At 54.7% G+C, this 16917-nt stretch carries 18 protein-coding genes; 8 read left to right on the top strand and 10 right to left on the bottom strand.

The window, feature by feature from the left end:
• Positions 1-148: 148 nt before the first annotated feature.
• Positions 149-1120: a LacI family DNA-binding transcriptional regulator gene (locus RT120_RS03080; RefSeq protein ID WP_312979238.1), complete on the top strand. Its 972-nt coding sequence runs from the start codon at positions 149-151 to the stop codon at positions 1118-1120.
• Between the two features lie 32 nt (positions 1121-1152).
• Here RT120_RS03080 and RT120_RS03075 read toward each other — a convergent pair whose 3' ends face one another.
• Positions 1153-1551 carry a NirD/YgiW/YdeI family stress tolerance protein gene (locus tag RT120_RS03075; protein ID WP_312979236.1) on the bottom strand — a complete coding sequence of 133 codons (399 nt, stop codon included), beginning with the start codon at positions 1549-1551 and terminating at the stop codon, positions 1153-1155.
• 241 nt (positions 1552-1792) lie between these two features.
• On the opposite strand from RT120_RS03075, the gene RT120_RS03070 reads away from it, so the two are divergent.
• The 3 genes from RT120_RS03070 to RT120_RS03060 are packed head-to-tail and all read left to right on the top strand — an operon-like array spanning position 1793 to position 3275.
• A complete protein-coding gene (locus RT120_RS03070) occupies positions 1793-2296 on the top strand; it encodes a hypothetical protein (RefSeq protein ID WP_312979234.1) in 504 nt (167 codons plus the stop codon).
• A gap of 13 nt (positions 2297-2309) precedes the next feature.
• The gene (locus tag RT120_RS03065) at positions 2310-2753 is read left to right on the top strand and encodes a YetF domain-containing protein (protein ID WP_312979232.1); all 444 of its coding nucleotides are present in this window, start codon (positions 2310-2312) and stop codon (positions 2751-2753) included.
• A gap of 15 nt (positions 2754-2768) precedes the next feature.
• On the top strand, positions 2769-3275 hold the full coding sequence (locus RT120_RS03060) for a 2-oxo-tetronate isomerase (protein WP_312979230.1): 507 nt from the start codon (positions 2769-2771) through the stop codon (positions 3273-3275).
• Between the two features lie 61 nt (positions 3276-3336).
• Here the strand turns inward: RT120_RS03060 and RT120_RS03055 are convergent, their stop codons facing one another.
• A complete protein-coding gene (locus RT120_RS03055) occupies positions 3337-4266 on the bottom strand; it encodes a TauD/TfdA family dioxygenase (RefSeq protein WP_312979228.1) in 930 nt (309 codons plus the stop codon).
• Between the two features lie 287 nt (positions 4267-4553).
• Between RT120_RS03055 and RT120_RS03050 the strand changes: the two genes are divergently transcribed.
• Positions 4554-6338: an EAL domain-containing protein gene (locus RT120_RS03050; RefSeq protein ID WP_312979225.1), complete on the top strand. Its 1785-nt coding sequence runs from the start codon at positions 4554-4556 to the stop codon at positions 6336-6338.
• Between the two features lie 118 nt (positions 6339-6456).
• Here RT120_RS03050 and RT120_RS03045 read toward each other — a convergent pair whose 3' ends face one another.
• The gene (locus RT120_RS03045; RefSeq protein ID WP_312979683.1) at positions 6457-6645 is read right to left on the bottom strand and encodes a cold-shock protein; all 189 of its coding nucleotides are present in this window, start codon (positions 6643-6645) and stop codon (positions 6457-6459) included.
• A gap of 606 nt (positions 6646-7251) precedes the next feature.
• Between RT120_RS03045 and RT120_RS03040 the strand changes: the two genes are divergently transcribed.
• Together RT120_RS03040 and RT120_RS03035 are read left to right on the top strand one after the other, a co-directional pair.
• Positions 7252-7566, top strand: coding sequence for a PTS cellobiose transporter subunit IIB (locus tag RT120_RS03040; protein WP_312979222.1), 315 nt, complete (start codon positions 7252-7254; stop codon positions 7564-7566).
• A gap of 137 nt (positions 7567-7703) precedes the next feature.
• Positions 7704-7874 (top strand): YnfU family zinc-binding protein, encoded by a 171-nt coding sequence (locus RT120_RS03035; RefSeq protein WP_312979219.1) that lies wholly within the window; start codon positions 7704-7706, stop codon positions 7872-7874.
• A gap of 61 nt (positions 7875-7935) precedes the next feature.
• Here RT120_RS03035 and patD read toward each other — a convergent pair whose 3' ends face one another.
• From patD to RT120_RS03005, 6 genes are all read right to left on the bottom strand, one after another.
• Entirely contained in the window at positions 7936-9360 is a 1425-nt protein-coding gene (patD, locus tag RT120_RS03030) for an aminobutyraldehyde dehydrogenase (RefSeq protein ID WP_312979216.1), read from the bottom strand.
• Between the two features lie 24 nt (positions 9361-9384).
• Positions 9385-10191: an ABC transporter permease gene (locus tag RT120_RS03025; RefSeq protein ID WP_312979214.1), complete on the bottom strand. Its 807-nt coding sequence runs from the start codon at positions 10189-10191 to the stop codon at positions 9385-9387.
• Complete coding sequence (locus tag RT120_RS03020; RefSeq protein ID WP_312979212.1) at positions 10181-11125, bottom strand: ABC transporter permease; 945 nt, start codon at positions 11123-11125, stop codon at positions 10181-10183. The genes RT120_RS03025 and RT120_RS03020 overlap by 11 nt, the downstream gene beginning before the upstream one ends.
• A gap of 1 nt (position 11126) precedes the next feature.
• Complete coding sequence (locus tag RT120_RS03015; protein WP_312979209.1) at positions 11127-12140, bottom strand: ABC transporter ATP-binding protein; 1014 nt, start codon at positions 12138-12140, stop codon at positions 11127-11129.
• Between the two features lie 11 nt (positions 12141-12151).
• Complete coding sequence (ydcS, locus tag RT120_RS03010) at positions 12152-13288, bottom strand: putative ABC transporter substrate-binding protein YdcS (RefSeq protein ID WP_312979208.1); 1137 nt, start codon at positions 13286-13288, stop codon at positions 12152-12154.
• Positions 13289-13622: 334 nt separating this feature from the next.
• Positions 13623-15044: a PLP-dependent aminotransferase family protein gene (locus tag RT120_RS03005; RefSeq protein ID WP_312979205.1), complete on the bottom strand. Its 1422-nt coding sequence runs from the start codon at positions 15042-15044 to the stop codon at positions 13623-13625.
• Between the two features lie 219 nt (positions 15045-15263).
• On the opposite strand from RT120_RS03005, the gene RT120_RS03000 reads away from it, so the two are divergent.
• The gene (locus tag RT120_RS03000; RefSeq protein WP_312979202.1) at positions 15264-15668 is read left to right on the top strand and encodes a g-type lysozyme inhibitor; all 405 of its coding nucleotides are present in this window, start codon (positions 15264-15266) and stop codon (positions 15666-15668) included.
• Positions 15669-15699: 31 nt separating this feature from the next.
• Here the strand turns inward: RT120_RS03000 and RT120_RS02995 are convergent, their stop codons facing one another.
• The gene (locus RT120_RS02995; RefSeq protein ID WP_312979200.1) at positions 15700-16917 is read right to left on the bottom strand and encodes an alpha-hydroxy acid oxidase; all 1218 of its coding nucleotides are present in this window, start codon (positions 16915-16917) and stop codon (positions 15700-15702) included.

The raw sequence follows: 16917 nt of genomic DNA, 5'->3' as shown, positions 1-16917 counted from the left end.
GGTAAGTGTCTGGAACATCCTTGTAATCGATTACATGTTATACTGAGGTAAAATGTAATCGATTTCAGAAAGACTCTCCAATCTCGGAAACGGCTTTTTGGTATGATTGACGCAATTCTGCAAGGGGCTTCACAGTTCAAGGATAAGCATGTCGATCGATAAAGTGGCGCGAGTCGCCGGCGTTTCTACTGCCACCGTTTCCCGGGTGCTGAACGGCAATCCGGGCGTGAAGCCCCTTACCCGCGAAAAGGTACTGGCCGCTATCGCCACCTGCGACTATCAACCTAATTTGCTGGCGCGCCAGCTGCGCACCTCGCGCAGCAAAATGCTGCTGGTGCTGGTATCGAGCATCCTTAACCCCTTCTGCGCGGGCGTGGTGCGCGGCATTGAAGAGGAAGCGGAGAAAAACGGCTATCACATCCTGCTGTGTAATTCCGAGTCGCGGCTCAACCGTGAATCGGCCTATTTGCGCTTGTTGAGCGGCAAAGTGGTGGATGGCGTGATCACCATGGACGCCATTAGCTGTTTGCCTGGCCTGACGACGCTGATCGGCGATTCGCCGTGGGTCCAGTGCGGTGAAGGCGACCCGGGATATAACGCGTCGTCGGTGACCATTGATAACGGCCTTGCGGCTAAAGCGGCGGTGGATTATCTGGTTGAGAAAGGTTATCAGCGTATCGCCATGATCAACGGCGATGTGCGCTATTTATATGCCTCCCAGCGTGAGGCCGGTTATCGCGAAGCCTGTGAGGGCCGCTGGCAGCAGGTTGTTTATACCGAAAGCCTGGAATATCAGGCCGGGTTTCAGGCTATGGAGCAACTGCTTAATCAGCCCGAAAAACCGGATGCAGTATTCGCCATTTCCGATTCGCTGGCGGGCGGCGCGCTGGCCTGTGCGCATCAGCGAGGGCTGAAAGTGCCTGAAGATTTAGCGATTATCGGGTTTGACGGCATTCCGTTCGGGGAGATAACCACCCCGCCGCTGACCACTATCGCCCAGCCGATTCATCTGCTGGGCGTGCGTAGCGTTCAGTTACTGCTGGAGCGAATTGATAACCCGGCGATGACGCCGGTGTATGAAATGCTACCCTGGTCGTTGGTGCAGCGCGGTTCAGCGTAAGCGGCCTGCGACTTTGGCAGGCCATAAAATCATTATTCTTTCTGGAAACGATGCGCGACGATATGTACGTTATCGCCTTTTTTCTCCAGGGTCCCGCTCACGCTCATTAAGTGATCCGGGCTCACCTGGCGGTCTCCGGCGACATTCTGCGGGATCATGACTTCCACTTCGCCAGTTCTGTCACGTAACAAATAGCGGTCTTTGCCGGTTTCCTGTATCAGGTTGCCGCGCAGGGAAACCGACGCGCCCTGATGCATCGCCAACGCCTGTTTGACCGTCATGATGCGGGCATCCTCAATGCCGCGATAGCCGTCGGTTTGCTCATGAGCTGGTGGCGCGGGTTCGTCGTTTTTCAGCACTTTACCTTCCTGGGCCTGAGCGCCAAAACCGAATAACGTCAGGAAAAGAATACCGTGAATCGCTTTCATCATGCTCTCCTGTCATTTTTAGTGTTGCTTAAGCCTGGCATACTCCCGTTATATTGATGGCGCAAAAGCGCTAACGCCGCGAATTTCAGGATTATTCTTTGTTTTGCCGAAACTTATTTTGCCGCTGCGTTTAGCTGCTACCCAGGGATGATGGAATACCGGCCAAACTCTCCTACACTTATTAAGCGTTGCGTTAAAACCCGTCGGTCATGACTCATTTTGTTTAAAATGAACAGGTTGATTTATGCCAAAACCCGCATCGGTGCAAAATAAAATCCCGGTCAAAGAGAGCCCTAAATGGCTGGCCTTTGAATATATCATGCAGAAGTATGGCGGCGTGGCGCTGGTCATCATCGTCTGCCTCGGTCTGGCCGGATTATTTTCCGACGGGGTATTAAGTTCTCAGCGCCTTAGCGATCCGACCCATACCCTGAGCGTGGAATATGAAAAAGTGGGCCGTATCGATAGCGATATGAATATCAAAATCGAAACGGCAGCAACCGGTGAAACTGTCACGCTGGTGCTTGGCGGCGACTGGATGGAAGCCAACGAAATCAAATCGCTTTACCCGACAGCAGAACGGATGACCAGCCAGAACGGCGAGTTAATTTTACACTATCGCGCCAGCGCCGCTTCCGGTCCCTTCGCGGTCTGGCTGGGCGTGACGCCGCGTAAGGCGGGCCGACATGAGTACCGTATACGGTCCGGCGATACCTCGCTGGCGTTCAGTCAGGTTATTCTCCCCTAGCGAGGCGGCAACAATGGAAACGGTACTGAGAGCGGTCAGCGTTTATGTTGTTCTGGTGATTGTGTTTAAAATCGCCGGGCGCCGCACCCTGCTGCAAATGACAAACTTTGATTTGATCTTAATTTTAATCATCAGCGAAGCCACACAGCAGGCATTATTAGGTAATGATTTTTCGGTGGTTGGCGCATCATTAACCATTATCACCTTAATTTGTGCTGATATTATTTTTGGCATTATGAAGAAATACGTGCCCGGCGTTGACAATATGATTGACGGCGTACCGGTTATTTTAGTGGCGGATGGCATTCCCAATCAGAAAAAACTGAAAATGACCGATATCAGCGTGGATGATGTCATGGTGGCTGCACGCTGTAATCAGGGCATTATCGATATCAAAGATATTAAATTTGCTATCCTTGAAAAGAATGGACAGATATCCATTATCCCTTATCAATAAAATAGAGTGCCTGCGATGGATCAAGACGAATTAATTAACCAAGCCAATGAACTGGGAAAATTATTGATTGCCCGACAATTACGCCTGACCACGGCGGAATCCTGCACTGGCGGACAGCTCGCCGTGGCGCTGTGCGCGGCGGAAAACACCCCGGATTTTTATAGTTGCGGATTTATCACTTTCAACGACGACGCCAAGAGCAAACTGGTGAATGTGAAGCCGGAAACTCTCGCCCGCTACACGGCCGTTAGCCAGCAGACGGTGGAAGAAATGGTAGCGGGTGCCATCGAACGCTCTGGCGAAAATATTGGCGTGGCGATCAGCGGCTATGCCGGACCGGACGGCGGCCCCGACGGCACCCCCGCCGGTACGGTCTGGTTCGCATGGGGACATGCCCACAATATCAAAACGGCGGTAAAACGCTTTGAGGGCGACAGCGTGTCGGTGCTCCAGCAGGCGGTGGTTTACGCTATCTCAATGCTCAAGGAGTATGTCACTCATCTGCAAGATGATGATGACTAACAGACAGGTTACGTCAGCGGGATCAGGCTCCGGGCGGCCCCGGAGCTCAGGTCTGTCTTTTTCAGGCAACGTTCTGCGCCTGCGCCGCAGGGCTCACTAACGTTCGGCTGCGGCTGCCGTCCACTCCCACCGCGCTTTCCCCTTCCACCGTCACGCGGCGCACCAGGCGCGGCTGATTGCCGTAGTCATTCACTGCGTAATGCTGAGTGGCGCGGTTATCCCAAATCGCCACATCGTCCTGCTGCCACTGCCAGCGCACGGTGTTTTCCAGCCGGGTGATGCGGTTTTGCAGCAACTCGAAAATCTTCGCCGATTCTTTACTGCTAAAACCCACCAGCCGCTTGAAGAAATGCCCCAGCAGCAGCGCGCGCTCGCCGGATACCGGATGCACGTGTACCAGCGGGTGCTCCGCTTCCCAGACCGAAGAGACAAACACGTTCTGGTGGTGCTCCAGCCGGTGGGCCTCGGTCACCGTGCGTTCAGCGCCGTAATCATAATCGTTGCTATGAACCGCGCGCAGCGACTCGGCGAAGCGTTTCAGGGATTCCGGCAACTGTTCATAGGCCGCCGCGGTATTGGCCCATACCGTATCGCCGCCGTACGCCGGAATGGTTACGCCGCGCAAAATAGAAATTTTCGGAAAGGCGTCAACGAAGGTGACATCGGTGTGCCAGGAGTCGGCGCGCCCGCCGCCTTTTGAGGCATCCAGTTCAAACAGCTTACTGTTGCCTGGCGCAGGGACCGTGGGATGCGGAACAATTTTGCCAAACCGTGCGCCAAATGCCTGATGGGTTTCATCCGTCAGATGCTGCTGCTGGCGGAAGAACAGCACCTTATAGTTGATTAATGCCGCGTCGATTTGCGCGAACAGCGCCTCATCCAAATCCGGGGATAAACGCACGCCGCGAACTTCAGCGCCAATATTCCCCGCCACCGGGCGAAGGTCTAATAATGAAAAGTCGTGACCAACAGCATTAACCGACGTACTCATGCGATGTTCCTCAATAGTGAGCGGAAACATCACCTTAAAGAGCGCGGCGATCGGACCAAACTAATTTATCTGGATATCGATATGCGGTGCGCCCGCCTATTCTTTGCCAGATTGCGCAAATAGCCTGGCACCCAGGTTTTTAAACAGGCCGCAAATTAGCGCATGAAATCCGGCGAATGCGCCAGAATTTCTTATCCTTAAAGACTGACGTCGCTGCCCTGGCTACTACCGAACAGAGAAATCAACGTTAACGCAAAGATACGATGACCCTGGTGCAGGAGCACATTATGTTTTCAGGACTCAATCAATACGAAACCAAAAAGCTCGCGGCGCTGGATTTGCTGCGCCGGGATGATAAACCGCGCGATCGGGTGCTGGGCGAGTTTGCTCGTCTTGCGAGCACGATCATGGGTGTTTCTGGCTGTTTTGTAACGATTTTCGATCCCAAGTTTCAGTACATCAAATACTCAAAAAATATTCCGCTACCCGATAAGATCCCGGCGGAGGAGTCGATGTGCCAGCACTCGGTGCATTCCTGCGAATCGATTATTTGCCCCGACACCCGCCAGGATGCACGTTTTCATCATCATCCGCTGGTGCAGAGCGGCGCAGCGGTGTTTTACGCCGCCTCGCCGTTAAAAACGCACGATGAATTTGTGCTGGGTACGCTCTGTGTCACCGAACAACACCCGGTCAAACCTTCACAGGAAAAGATCGACCAGTTTCTGCATATCGCCGCCCTGGCCAGTGCTTATCTGGAAGCCTGGTATTCCGTCGGGCAGATCGATGCGTTAACCGGCCTGCCCAACCGGCAGAATTTACTCAACGAACTGGAAAGGATCGTGCAGTCGAAAACGACCGAACTGTATACACTGCTGATTTTCGACTGCATTGAGATCCCCAAGCTGTATGAGCTGTCGCGTTATTTAGGGGTTTCCGCTGTAGAAACCATGCTGCGCAACTTCGGCGCACTGCTGCGGCTGCGGCTTGATTTGAGCAGGTCGATTCCACTATATGCGTTTGCGACCGGGCGTTTCGCGGTGCTGGTGAAGGCCAGCCAGGCCAGCGCGATCGTGGAAAAAGCCGAACGAATGCCGCCGACACTGGCAAGTATTACCGGCGATATTGAGCTACAACTGCAAACCCATACCGGCTACGCGCTGTTCTGCCCGTCCCAGACCAACGGGCAGGAGGTGTTCCGCCACGTCATCAGCGCGTTGCATGAAGCCATACGCCAGGGCGTGCCGGTGAAAGCCTTTGACCCGGTACTGGATCGCAAACGCAATGACGACTTCAAACTGCTGTATGACATCGGCGAAGCCATCAAAGCGCCAAACCAGCTCTACCTGGTCTATCAGCCGAAAATTTCCCTGCATACCGGGCAAACCATTGGTGCGGAGGCGTTATTGCGCTGGGACCACCCAACGCGCGGCAACATTCCCCCTTCCACCATCGTCGCGCTGGTGGAAAGAACCACGTTGATGAGGGATATCACCCAGTGGGTGATCCGGGAAACCCTCCGCCAGACCAAAATATGGCGCGAAAGCGGTATTTATTTGCCGATCTCGATTAACGTCACGGTGAGCGACTTTTCGGTTCCCGGCTTCGCCAGCGACCTGGAAAAACAGGTGCTGAATGCCGGGTTGTCCTGCCAGGATTTCCGTATCGAATGCCTGGAAACTGACAAAGTGCTGGAAAGCGACGTGGCGTTAATGGAGCTTGATTTGCTCAAGGCGAAGGGATTTTTAATTTTGCTCGACGACTTTGGCGCGGGCTACAGCAATATTAATTATCTGCGGCGTATCCCTATCGATATTATCAAACTGGACCGCTCGCTGATTAGCCAGATAACCACTGATGAGGCCAGCCTGGTGATTGTGCGTAACGTTATCGTGATGCTGAAAGAATTGGATTATCAGGTGCTGGCGGAAGGCGTGGAGGATCGTGCGACTGCGAGAATTTTAAAAGAGTTCGGCTGTGATGAGGTGCAGGGGTTTTATTTTTCCAGGCCGCTGTTGCCGGAGAATATCCCAGAGTGGATGGAGACGACGAATGTTTTAGATGGGTTATAGGGCGCGGTGGCAAGTTATTTTCACCGCAAAAATTTTGCTGCTGTTTACTTTTTTATTCATAAAAAAGCCTCGCTATTGCGAGGCTTTACATTTACTACTCTCTGGCGAGAGCGGTAATTTATTTATGGAGGCTGCCAGAAACTTGTGCGGGCTGCACTCGAAACGCCACGTTATCTAACGTCACCATGGCCGATTTACAAAAAATACATTTTGCGCCAAATGGGTTTTGCTCCGAGACGTCAAAATGCGAAGTGCGATACTGAGAGCCATGACAGCAAGGGCAACGGAAATGAATATGTAACATAATAAGAAATTCCTCACAGCGCCGTAGCGCTGACTGTAACCAACCACTCCACTCCCTGTTCTTCGTCTACGTGTTTTTTTGAGTATGACGGCAGGAGAAGCAATGTCTGGTAAAAATTAACAATTACCGAAAAGACCGTTTTTCAGTTTTAAGCTTGATAAATCAGGATAGTCCATCCGGTAACGCTTTGTTCGATCGGTGCCAGAATATTTTATTTATTTTGACCGTCAGCGATGTTTTTTGACTGACGTGCTCTAAGATCGAGCTTGATGAGGTAAGAAAAGAAAAAACTCAAAAGGAAATATCTGAAAGATACGTGTGATGAGAATGACTTAAAAACCGCTAAAAATAACTTTATCTCTAAACCGATATTTCATTAACGCATGTTTACAGCCTATAAGCAACCCATTAATGATAAGATTCTGATAAATCATCAATTAAGCGGCCCATTCTGTTTCCTTCCGACTGACATGTGGTTGACTAACCTGACAATTCTCTCACCCATTATCATTATCTCCCTAACGGTTTTATTGTATCACCATGCTTCAGCACGCATTTTCCTGACCCCAGCAGGAATATTGTGGGTGCTGTTTCCAGGAGGACACTCGCATGAAAAAATTACTGATTTGCTGTTTGTTTGGAAATACGGCTAATTCACTGGCCAAAAAAATGCAGAAATTAGCAGACGCCCAGGGCATTGCGATGGTGATTGGCGCGGTGGGGCTGGATAATTTCGCAAGCGTGGCGCCTGCTTTTGACTGTTTTCTTGTGGCACCACACGTGCAGTACAAGCTGGACGAGCTGATAGCAGCGACGGGCGACTCGCAGTCAATCGCCATTATTGACAGCCTGCCCTACGCATCGCTGGACGCTGAGCAAGTTCTGAATTTTGCCCGTTCCCGCTTCCCCGAATTAGCTCACTGATACCCAGGAACTCATGCTCAGGGATGAGTTTATTTACCGCTATTAAGGGTGCCGGGCCAGCAGGGTATATAATCAAAAGCGTGTTATTCCTCACAGAACCGTGTAAGGTTATCGGCCATCCAAACAGGAAAGAACCTATGACCGAACGGAAAAACGTTAAAAAAGCCCGCAATTACCTCGTTACCAGCCAGTGCCCTAAGTGCGAAAAAAACTCTGAACATAGCTTCTCGCGGGTACAAAAAGGCTCCACGCTTATCTGCCCACACTGCAATCAACTTTTCCAGCCCGCTAAAAACGTCGCCGCATAATGCCTGCGTAATCGATAAACCCGCAGGGATAGACGGTGTTATCCCGGCGGGTTTGAGCCAGTTAATGCTTAATCATGACATGCCGAACAATCGTGTAATCCTCTAACCCATACACCGACATATCCTTCCCGTAGCCAGAAAGTTTCTGTCCGCCGTGCGGCATTTCGCTGACCAGCATAAAGTGGGTGTTGACCCAGGTGCAGCCGTACTGCAACCGGGCGCTTAAGCGATGGGCGCGGCCTACGTCCTGCGTCCAGACCGATGATGCCAGCCCGTACTGTGAATCGTTAGCCCACGCCAGCGCTTCGGCTTCATCGCTAAATTCCGTCACGCTGACGACCGGGCCGAACACTTCACGCTGCACGATGGCGTCATCCTGCTTCGCACCAGCCAGTACGGTGGGTTTAAAGAAGTAGCCTGGACCCTCGACTTTCTCGCCGCCCGTTACCACCTTGATATGACCCAGCGCTTTGGCGTCGTTCACCGCCTGGGTAACGCGCTCCAGATGCGCCTGTGAACTCAGCGGGCCAAGCTCGGTGGATTCATCATCCGGCGCGCCGTATTTCAGGCTGCCCACCGCGTCGCCGAGTTTTTCCACCAGTTTGGCGTAAATGCCCGACTGGGCATAAACACGGCAGGCGGCGGTACAGTCCTGCCCGGCGTTATAAAAGCCGAAGGTGCGAATGCCTTCAACCACCGCATCGAGATCCGCGTCGTTAAACACCAGAACTGGGGCTTTGCCGCCCAGTTCCATATGCGTACGCTTCAGGGTGCTGGCGGTGCGGCCCACAATGTGCGCGCCGGTGGCGATAGAGCCGGTGAGCGACACCATGCGCACTTTCTCATGCCCGGTTAACGGGTCGCCGACGTTTTTCCCGGTGCCGAACAGCACGTTCAACACCCCAGCAGGGAAAATATCTTTCGCCAGTTCCGCCAGCTTAAAGGCGGTAAGCGGCGTAATTTCCGACGGTTTGATTACCACGCAGTTACCCGCCGCCAGCGCCGGGCCGAGTTTCCAGGCCGCCATCATCAGCGGATAGTTCCAGGGAGCAATCGACGCCACCACGCCCACCGGATCGCGGCGGATCATTGAGGTGTGCCCCGGCAGATATTCGCCCGCCGCCAGGCCGTTCAGGCAGCGCGCTGCACCCGCGAAGAAGCGGAATACGTCCACTACCGCCGGGATCTCATCATTCAGTACGCAGTGGTACGGCTTGCCGCAGTTCAGTGATTCGAGTTTCGCAAAGGTTTCGCCGTTTTGCTCAATCACGTCTGCCAGCCTGAGCAGCGCTTCAGCGCGCTCTTTCGGCGAGGTTTGCCCCCACTGGTCGAAGGCGGCGTCGGCGGCGTCTACGGCGTCGTTCACCTGCTGCGCCGAGGCTTCGGGGATTTCCAGCAGCACGTCGCCCGTGGCCGGGTTGTAAACCGGCAGGCGCTCGCCTTTGCCGTCTACCAGTTGTCCATTGATCAATAATTGACTCTGCATAGCCTGCCTCATCGATATCGAATTTTATTTACCGCTACCGGCGACCATTTCGCCATCGCGCGTTAGCCACCAGGCCCCGAGGATCGGGATGGTGGTGACCAGCATCACGCAAAGCGCCACCACGTTGGTGACGGGCACATCGCGCGGTCTTCCGAGCTGGTTGAGCAACCACAGCGGCAGCGTACGTTCATGCCCCGCCGTGAAAGTGGTGACGATGATTTCGTCAAACGACAGCGCAAACGCCAGCATGCCGCCCGCCAGCAGCGCCGAACCGAGATTCGGCATAATCACGTAGCGGAAGGTCTGCCAGCCGTCAGCGCCTAAATCCATGGATGCTTCAATCAGGCTGTACGAGGTGCGCCGGAACCGGGCGATCACGTTGTTAAACACCACCACCACGCAAAACGTGGCGTGGCCCACCACGATGGTCAGAAAACCCGGTTCCAGATCCACCGTTTTAAAGGCGGTCAACAGCGCGATGCCGGTGATGATCCCCGGCAGCGCAATTGGCAGCAGCAACAGCAGCGAGATGGAATTCTTACCAAAAAAATCTCGTCGCCAGAGCGCTGCTGCAGCAAGCGTGCCAAGTACCAACGCCAGCGCGGTCGCGAGGGAGGCGATCTTCACGGATAGCATCACCGCGTCCAGGATATCGCCGCGCTGCGCCGCCACACTAAACCACTTCAGGGTGAAGCCCTGCGGTGGAAAGCTAAAGGCCGCGTCCTCGGTATTAAAAGCATAGGTGCCAATAACGAAAAGCGGCCAGTGGAGGAACACAATCGCGCCCCAGGCCGCGATTTTGAGCCATAGTGGTGCGCGTTCAGAGTGCATCGAAGGCTCCCAGGCGTTTCACGATCGCCAGATAGATTGCAATCAACACAATCGGCACCAGCGTAAACGCCGCCGCCATCGGCATATTGCCGATCGCCCCCTGCTGGGAATAGACCATGTTGCCGATGAAATACCCCGGCGGGCCAACCAACTGCGGCACGATAAAATCGCCTAACGTCAGGGAAAAGGTAAAGATGGAACCCGCCGCCACGCCCGGAATGGCGAGGGGTAAAATCACGAAGCGGAAGGTTTGGGTCGGCGTGGCACCCAAATCCGCCGAGGCCTGGAGCAGCGACGGCGGCAGACGCTCCAGCGCCGCCTGAATCGGCAGGATCATAAACGGCAGCCAGATATAGACGAACACCAGGAAGCGCCCGAAGCCGGAGGTAGACAGCGTGTTGCCGCCCACCAGCGGCAGCGTCAAAAACGCTGCCAGCGCGCCGTCTAACCCCAGGTGTTGCAGGAACCACTGCGCCACGCCGTCCTTCGCCAGCAGCAGGGTCCAGGCATAGGCTTTAACGATATAGCTGGCCCACATCGGCAGCATCACGGCGATATAAAAGAAGGCTTTCATTTTGCCGTGCACATAGCGCGCCATGTAGTAGGCAATCGGGAACGCGACAACCGCACTGGCGAGGGTCACGACAATCGCCATCGTCACGGTACGCACGATGATGTCGTAATTCGCCGGCTGGAACAGGGCGGCCAGGTTAGCCAGGGTCAGATCCGACGTCACCGACATGGTGAAGTCGTCAAAGGTGTAGAAGCCTTGCCACAGCAGGGTCAGCAGCGATCCTAAATAGACCACGCCGAACCACATCAGCGGCGGCAGCAGCAGTAACAGCAGCCACAGCGTCGGGCGCGCCCAGAAAAAGGCGGTTACACGGCGCATCAGACCAGGCTGTTGAGTGGGTTGCGGGAGCGTCATATCCATGTCATCCCTCCGCGTGCAATGGGATCATCGCGTCACGGGACCAGGAGGCCAGCACCGGTTGGCCGATATGAAACGCGCCGCCAGGCTGGGCATCATAAAGGTTGGCCTGGCTGACCAGCAGCCGCCCGCCGTCATCAAGCCGCAGTTCGAGGCGCGTCGCTGCGCCCTGGTACTGGATTTCCTGCACCGTACCCTGCACCTGAATATCGCCCGGCTGATTCAGCGCGATATGTTCCGGGCGCAGGGAATACGCCCCGCTGCCGCCCCACAGCCGCTGCACCTGCTCGTCTGTCAGCACGTTGGAAGTACCGACGAACCCGGCGACAAACGGGGTGCGCGGGCGCATATACAGTTCGCGCGGCGAATCGACCTGCTCAATACGGCCATTGTTGAACACCGCCACCCGGTCAGACATCGACAGCGCTTCGCCCTGATCGTGGGTAACGAAAATAAAGGTGATGCCCAGCTCGCGCTGGAGTTTTTTCAGCTCGCCCTGCATCTGCTCGCGCAGCTTCAAATCCAGCGCGCCGAGGGGTTCATCCAGCAGCAGCACGCGCGGCTGATTGACCAGCGCGCGGGCAATCGCCACACGCTGGCGCTGGCCGCCGGAAAGCTGAGACGGTTTGCGGGCGTGCGTAAAGCCGAGCGCCACCTGGTCCAGCGCCTGGGCCGCTTTCGCCAGCCGCGTCTTTTTATCCACGCCTTTGACCATCAGCCCATAGGCCACGTTTTCCAGCACCGACATATGCGGGAACAGCGCGTAATCCTGGAACACGGTGTTGACGTCACGCTGCCACGGCGGCAGATCGCGCGCTTCCTGGCCGAAAATACGGATTGAGCCTGACGAGAGCTGTTCAAAACCGGCAATTAACCGCAGACAGGTGGTTTTACCGGAGCCGGACGGCCCCAGCATGGAGAAGAACTCGCCATCGTTGATCTTGATGGTGACGTCATCCACCGCCCGCACGTCTCCGTACAGGCGGCTGACATGGTTAAATTCTACTGCGTACGACATGGTAACCCCGCTCAGCGTCCGCCCATGATGGCGATATAGTCCTGCGTCCAGCGGCTGTACGGAACGAACTTCCCGCCGTTGGCAACCGGGGTTTTCCAGAACACGATCTTATCGAAATAGTCGAAGCCGTTGGTTTCGCAGCCTTTATCACCCAATAGCTGGCTGGCTTTACAACCTTCCACCACTGCCGGCAGCGAGCCGAACCAGGCGGCCACGTCGCCCTGCACTTTCGGGGTCAGCGACCAGTTCATCCACTTGTAAGCGCAGACAGGGTGCTTCGCCTGGGCGTGCAGCATGGTGGTATCCGCCCAGCCGGTAACGCCCTCTTTCGGGAACACGGTGGCGACAGGCTGGCCTTCGGCTTTCAGGGCGTTGGCCTGATAGGGCCAGGCGCTGGACGCTACCACGCCTTCGTTTTTGAAATCGCTCATCTGTACGGTGGTGTCATGCCAGTAGCGGTGCACCAGCTGATGCTGATCGCGCAGTACTTTCAGCACCGCCTGGTACTGCTCTTCGGTGAGTTGGTACGGGTCGTTGATTTTTAAATCCGGCTGGGTTGTTTTCAGATACAGCGCGGCATCGGCGATATAGATTGGCCCGTCATACGCCTGTACGCGGCCCTGGTTAGATTTGCCGTCTGGCAGATCCTGCTTAACAAACAGTACGGCCCAACTATCCGGCGGGGTAGTAAAGGTTTTGGTGTTGTACATCAGCAGGTTCGGCCCCCACTGATACGGCGTGCCGTAGACTTTGCCGTCGACGTTAAACCATTCGCCCTTCACCAGCCGGGGATCAACGTTTTTCCAGTTGGGGATTTTGCTGATGTCGATGGGCTGAACGCGTTTGCCCATAATCAGCCGCAGGGAGGCGTCGCCGGAAGCGGTGACCAGGTCGTAGCCGCCTTTCGCCATCAGGCTGACCATTTCATCGGAGGTGGCGGCGGTTTTCACGTTGACTTCACAGCCGGTCTCTTTCTCAAACTGGGTTACCCAGTCGTATTGTTTGTCGGTCTGACCACGTTCGATGTATCCTGGCCAGGCGATAATATCCAGCCGCCCTTCCCCTTTGGCATCGCTGTCAGCAGCCTGAGCGGTAAGCACAGTCAGGCACAGCGCACTCAATGTGCTCAGCGCAAATTTCTTACTCATAAACGGGTACTCCTGTCTGAAGTCGTATCAGGCAGCCTTGCCGTAAAATTATGTCCCAATTAAAAAAATAGCCTTCGCCTTAAAACCATTCCTGTGAATTGGCAGGAATTTATTAAGGTTGTGACAAACCGCGCACTATTTCATGCAAGCAGCACGACAGCATTTTTAGAGTGTAGACAGGGAGTTAGCTTTTTTTGTAAATATCAACATTTCCTATGGCGATTATTTTTGGGGTTGGCAAAAATGATCTTCTATAAAAAATGGCGATATTGTTAATCGCTGAAAATAAGTTATTCAGCGAAAGAGAAAATAAAGCATCAGTACGCAAAATTAATTATTTAGCGTGTTGAGTGTGTAATTCACCGATCACCATCCCCAGGGTTTTTACCGCCTGCTCTTCCCGCTCGCCCCACGCCCAGGAAGCGTTAAAACGGAAATAGCTGTCGTAGATACGTTCAGTAGTAAACATTTTGCCCGGCGCGATGCTGATTTTATGGCTTAACGCCCGTTCGCTAAGCTGTCCGGCATCCAGGCCTTCAGGTAATTCAATCCATAAGAAATAGCCGCTTTCGCTGCGGTGGGTTTTCACTTCCGGGGGAAGATGGCGGCACAGGGATTGCCACGCCTGCTGTTTGCGCTGCGCCAGCTCGCGGCGTAAACGGCGCAGGTAATTGTCATAACGCCGTGAGGAGAGATAATCCACCAGCGCCAGTTGCATTGGCGAACTGGTAGACAGCGTGCTCATTAATTGCAACTGCTGAATACGCCGGGCATGGCGGCCCGCCGCCACCCAGCCGATGCGAAAACCCGCCACCAGGCATTTGGAAAACGACGAGCAGTGCAGCACCTGGCTTTGGGTGTCCCAGGCCAGCGCGGGCAGCGGTTTTTCCCGGCCATAATAAAGCTCGCTGTAAACATCATCCTCGATTAACGCCACGTTATGACGGGTCAACAGCGCCACCAGTTGTGCTTTCTTTTCCGGGCTCAGGGTAAACCCCAGCGGATTCTGGCTGTTGGTCATCAGCCAGCAGGCTTTGACCGGGTATTCATTCAGCGCCTGCTCCAACGCCGCCAGGTCGATACCCTGCTCCGGCGTGGTCGCTATCGACAGCGCTTTTAACCGCAACCGTTCCAGCGCCTGAAGCGCGCCGTAAAAACAGGGGTTTTCGACAATGACCCAGTCGCCCGGCTCGGTCACGGCCTGGAGGCTGAGGTTTAACGCCTCCAGCGCCCCGGCGGTGATCACGATTTCATCCGGCGAGACGTTGATCCCCTGTTGGGCATAGCGTCGGGCGATGGCATGACGCAGCGCTTCATTGCCGGGCGGCAGGTTGTCGATCACGCTCATGGCGGTGGCAGTTTTACTGACGTTCGCCAGCGAGCGGTTAAGCTGGGCCAGAGGGAACAAACGCGGATCGGGGAACGCCGAGCCGAACGGCACCACGCTGGCGTCGCAACTGGCCTGTAAGACATCGAAAATATAGGTATTGATATCCACCGTTTCACTGCGCATCACCTGGGCGGCGGGCGCGCGTGACGGCGCTGCCGGGCGCGGCGCGACGTAATAGCCCGATTGCGGACGCGCCACGATCACACCCTGGCTTTCCAGCGTCTGGTAAGCGTGGCTGACGGTCATAAAACTGATGTCGCCGCTGGCGCACTGTTCACGCAGGGAGGGAAGCCGGTCGCCCGGTTGCCAGACCCCTAATTCAATTTGATCGATAATTTGCTGCGCCAGCCGCTGGTATTTTTTCATGGTCCCTCCCGTTTGAGCCAGGAGTATAACAATATCGCAACCCTCTGCGAGCGGCAGCAAAAGCGATTAACAACTTATTCGGCTGCCAATAACAGAAAACGCGTTTTTTACTGAGAACAATCCTGAACATTTTCCAGGTCAATGGTTTGCGTTGATATATCATGTTTCACGGATACACTGCGCTTCAGGTTACTACGTCACTACAACGGAACGCGATTCATGAAAAAACTGATTGCCAGCTCACTGCTATGCTGTTTCCTCGCCGCGCCGGCTCTGGCTGCGGATAAAGTCACCACGGTGCCGGTGCAATTTGCCAAAGGCACCTCCAGCGCCCAGATGAAAGGCACCTTTGCCGGTTATGACAGCATTAACTACACCGTGACGGCGACACAGGGCCAGCAAATGACGGTGAAAATCGCTGGCAGCAACAACGCTAACTTTAACGTATTCGGCCCAGGCGCGACGCCGGGCGCAGCGGAGGCGTTAGGTTCCGGCTACGTCGGCGGTGACTGGACAGCGAAACTGCCGGCCAGCGGTAAATATACCCTTCAGGTCTTCCAGACCCGCGCCACCGCCCGTAAAGGCAGCAAAGTGCCGCATACGTTGACCGTGAGCGTTAAGTAAGTTTATGCGGCTGGGAAACCAGCCGTTTGCTTCAGGATTGCCACTCCGCCGGGAGGGTAATCATCTTTTCGTTGAGTTCCGACAGATTGCTGACGCCCAGCAGGATCATGGTCTGGCGAATCTCTTCCTGATAGATATCGATAACCCGATCGACGCCTTTCTCCCCGCCTGCCGCGACGCCCCATACCCAACTGCGCCCCAGCGTGACGGCATCCGCGCCCATGCATAGCGCTTTGATCACATCCACGCCGGAACGAATGCCGCCGTCGAGGAAAATTTCACACCGATCGCCCACCGCTGTCTTTAACGCCGGTAAACAACTCACCGCGCTTTTTGTGGAATCCAGTTGCCTGCCGCCGTGGTTGCTGACGATAATCCCGTCCACGCCACAGTTGACGGCGTTAAGCGCATCCTCCACCGTTAATATCCCTTTGATGTAGAGTTTTTTCGGCCAGCGTTCGCGCAGCTTTGTTAAATCTTCCCAGGTGGCGGATAAATTCGACAACTCCTTATTAATAAATTCGCTATGCGATAACGCGCTGTTCCCTTCAGCGATGCCGACGAAATTACGAAACCCAATCGGATCGCCGGAGGTAATATCCATCAGCCAGCGCGGTTTAGTCATTGCCTCAAACGCGTTGCGCAATGTGATTTTCGGCGGTATCGACATGCCGTTGCGTAAATCACGTAGCCGATTAGCATTTAACGGCACGTCGATGGTTAATACCAGGGCGTCGCACGCGGCTTTTTCCGCCCGCTCAATTAATCCGTCGACAATGTCTTTATTGCGCCATAAATAAAGCTGAAACCATAACGGCCCCTGCGCCACTTGCTTAATATCCTCAATGGAATACGACGATGAGGTGCTAATGGTATAAACCAGCCCGCGTTTACCGGCGGATTTTACCGCCGACACTTCGCCTTTATTCCCTACCACGCGGACTAACCCTGCCGGGCCGAGAATAATCGGCAGCGGGAAATCCCGCCCACAAAAGTGAGCGGAGGGATCCTGTTTTGACACGTCCACCAGCGAGCGAGGGTTAAAAAATACGCGCTGAAAATCGCTTTCGTTATGGCGCAGCGTCACTTCATGCCCTGCGCCGCCGTCGACAAAATCAAAAATCATTTTCGGCACATTACGTTTCGCCATCAGCCGCATATCGGCAATGCTGGGCACCTGTTCCAGTTTGCTTTTGTTGTCCCTTTTGAATAACGATGATGCCAGTAATTTATACGTCTCTAATGACAT

It is taken from the genome of Atlantibacter sp., from assembly GCF_032062175.1.
In the GTDB taxonomy this organism is placed as follows: Bacteria; Pseudomonadota; Gammaproteobacteria; order Enterobacterales; family Enterobacteriaceae; genus Atlantibacter.
This window is presented reverse-complemented; position numbering and strand designations above follow the sequence as displayed.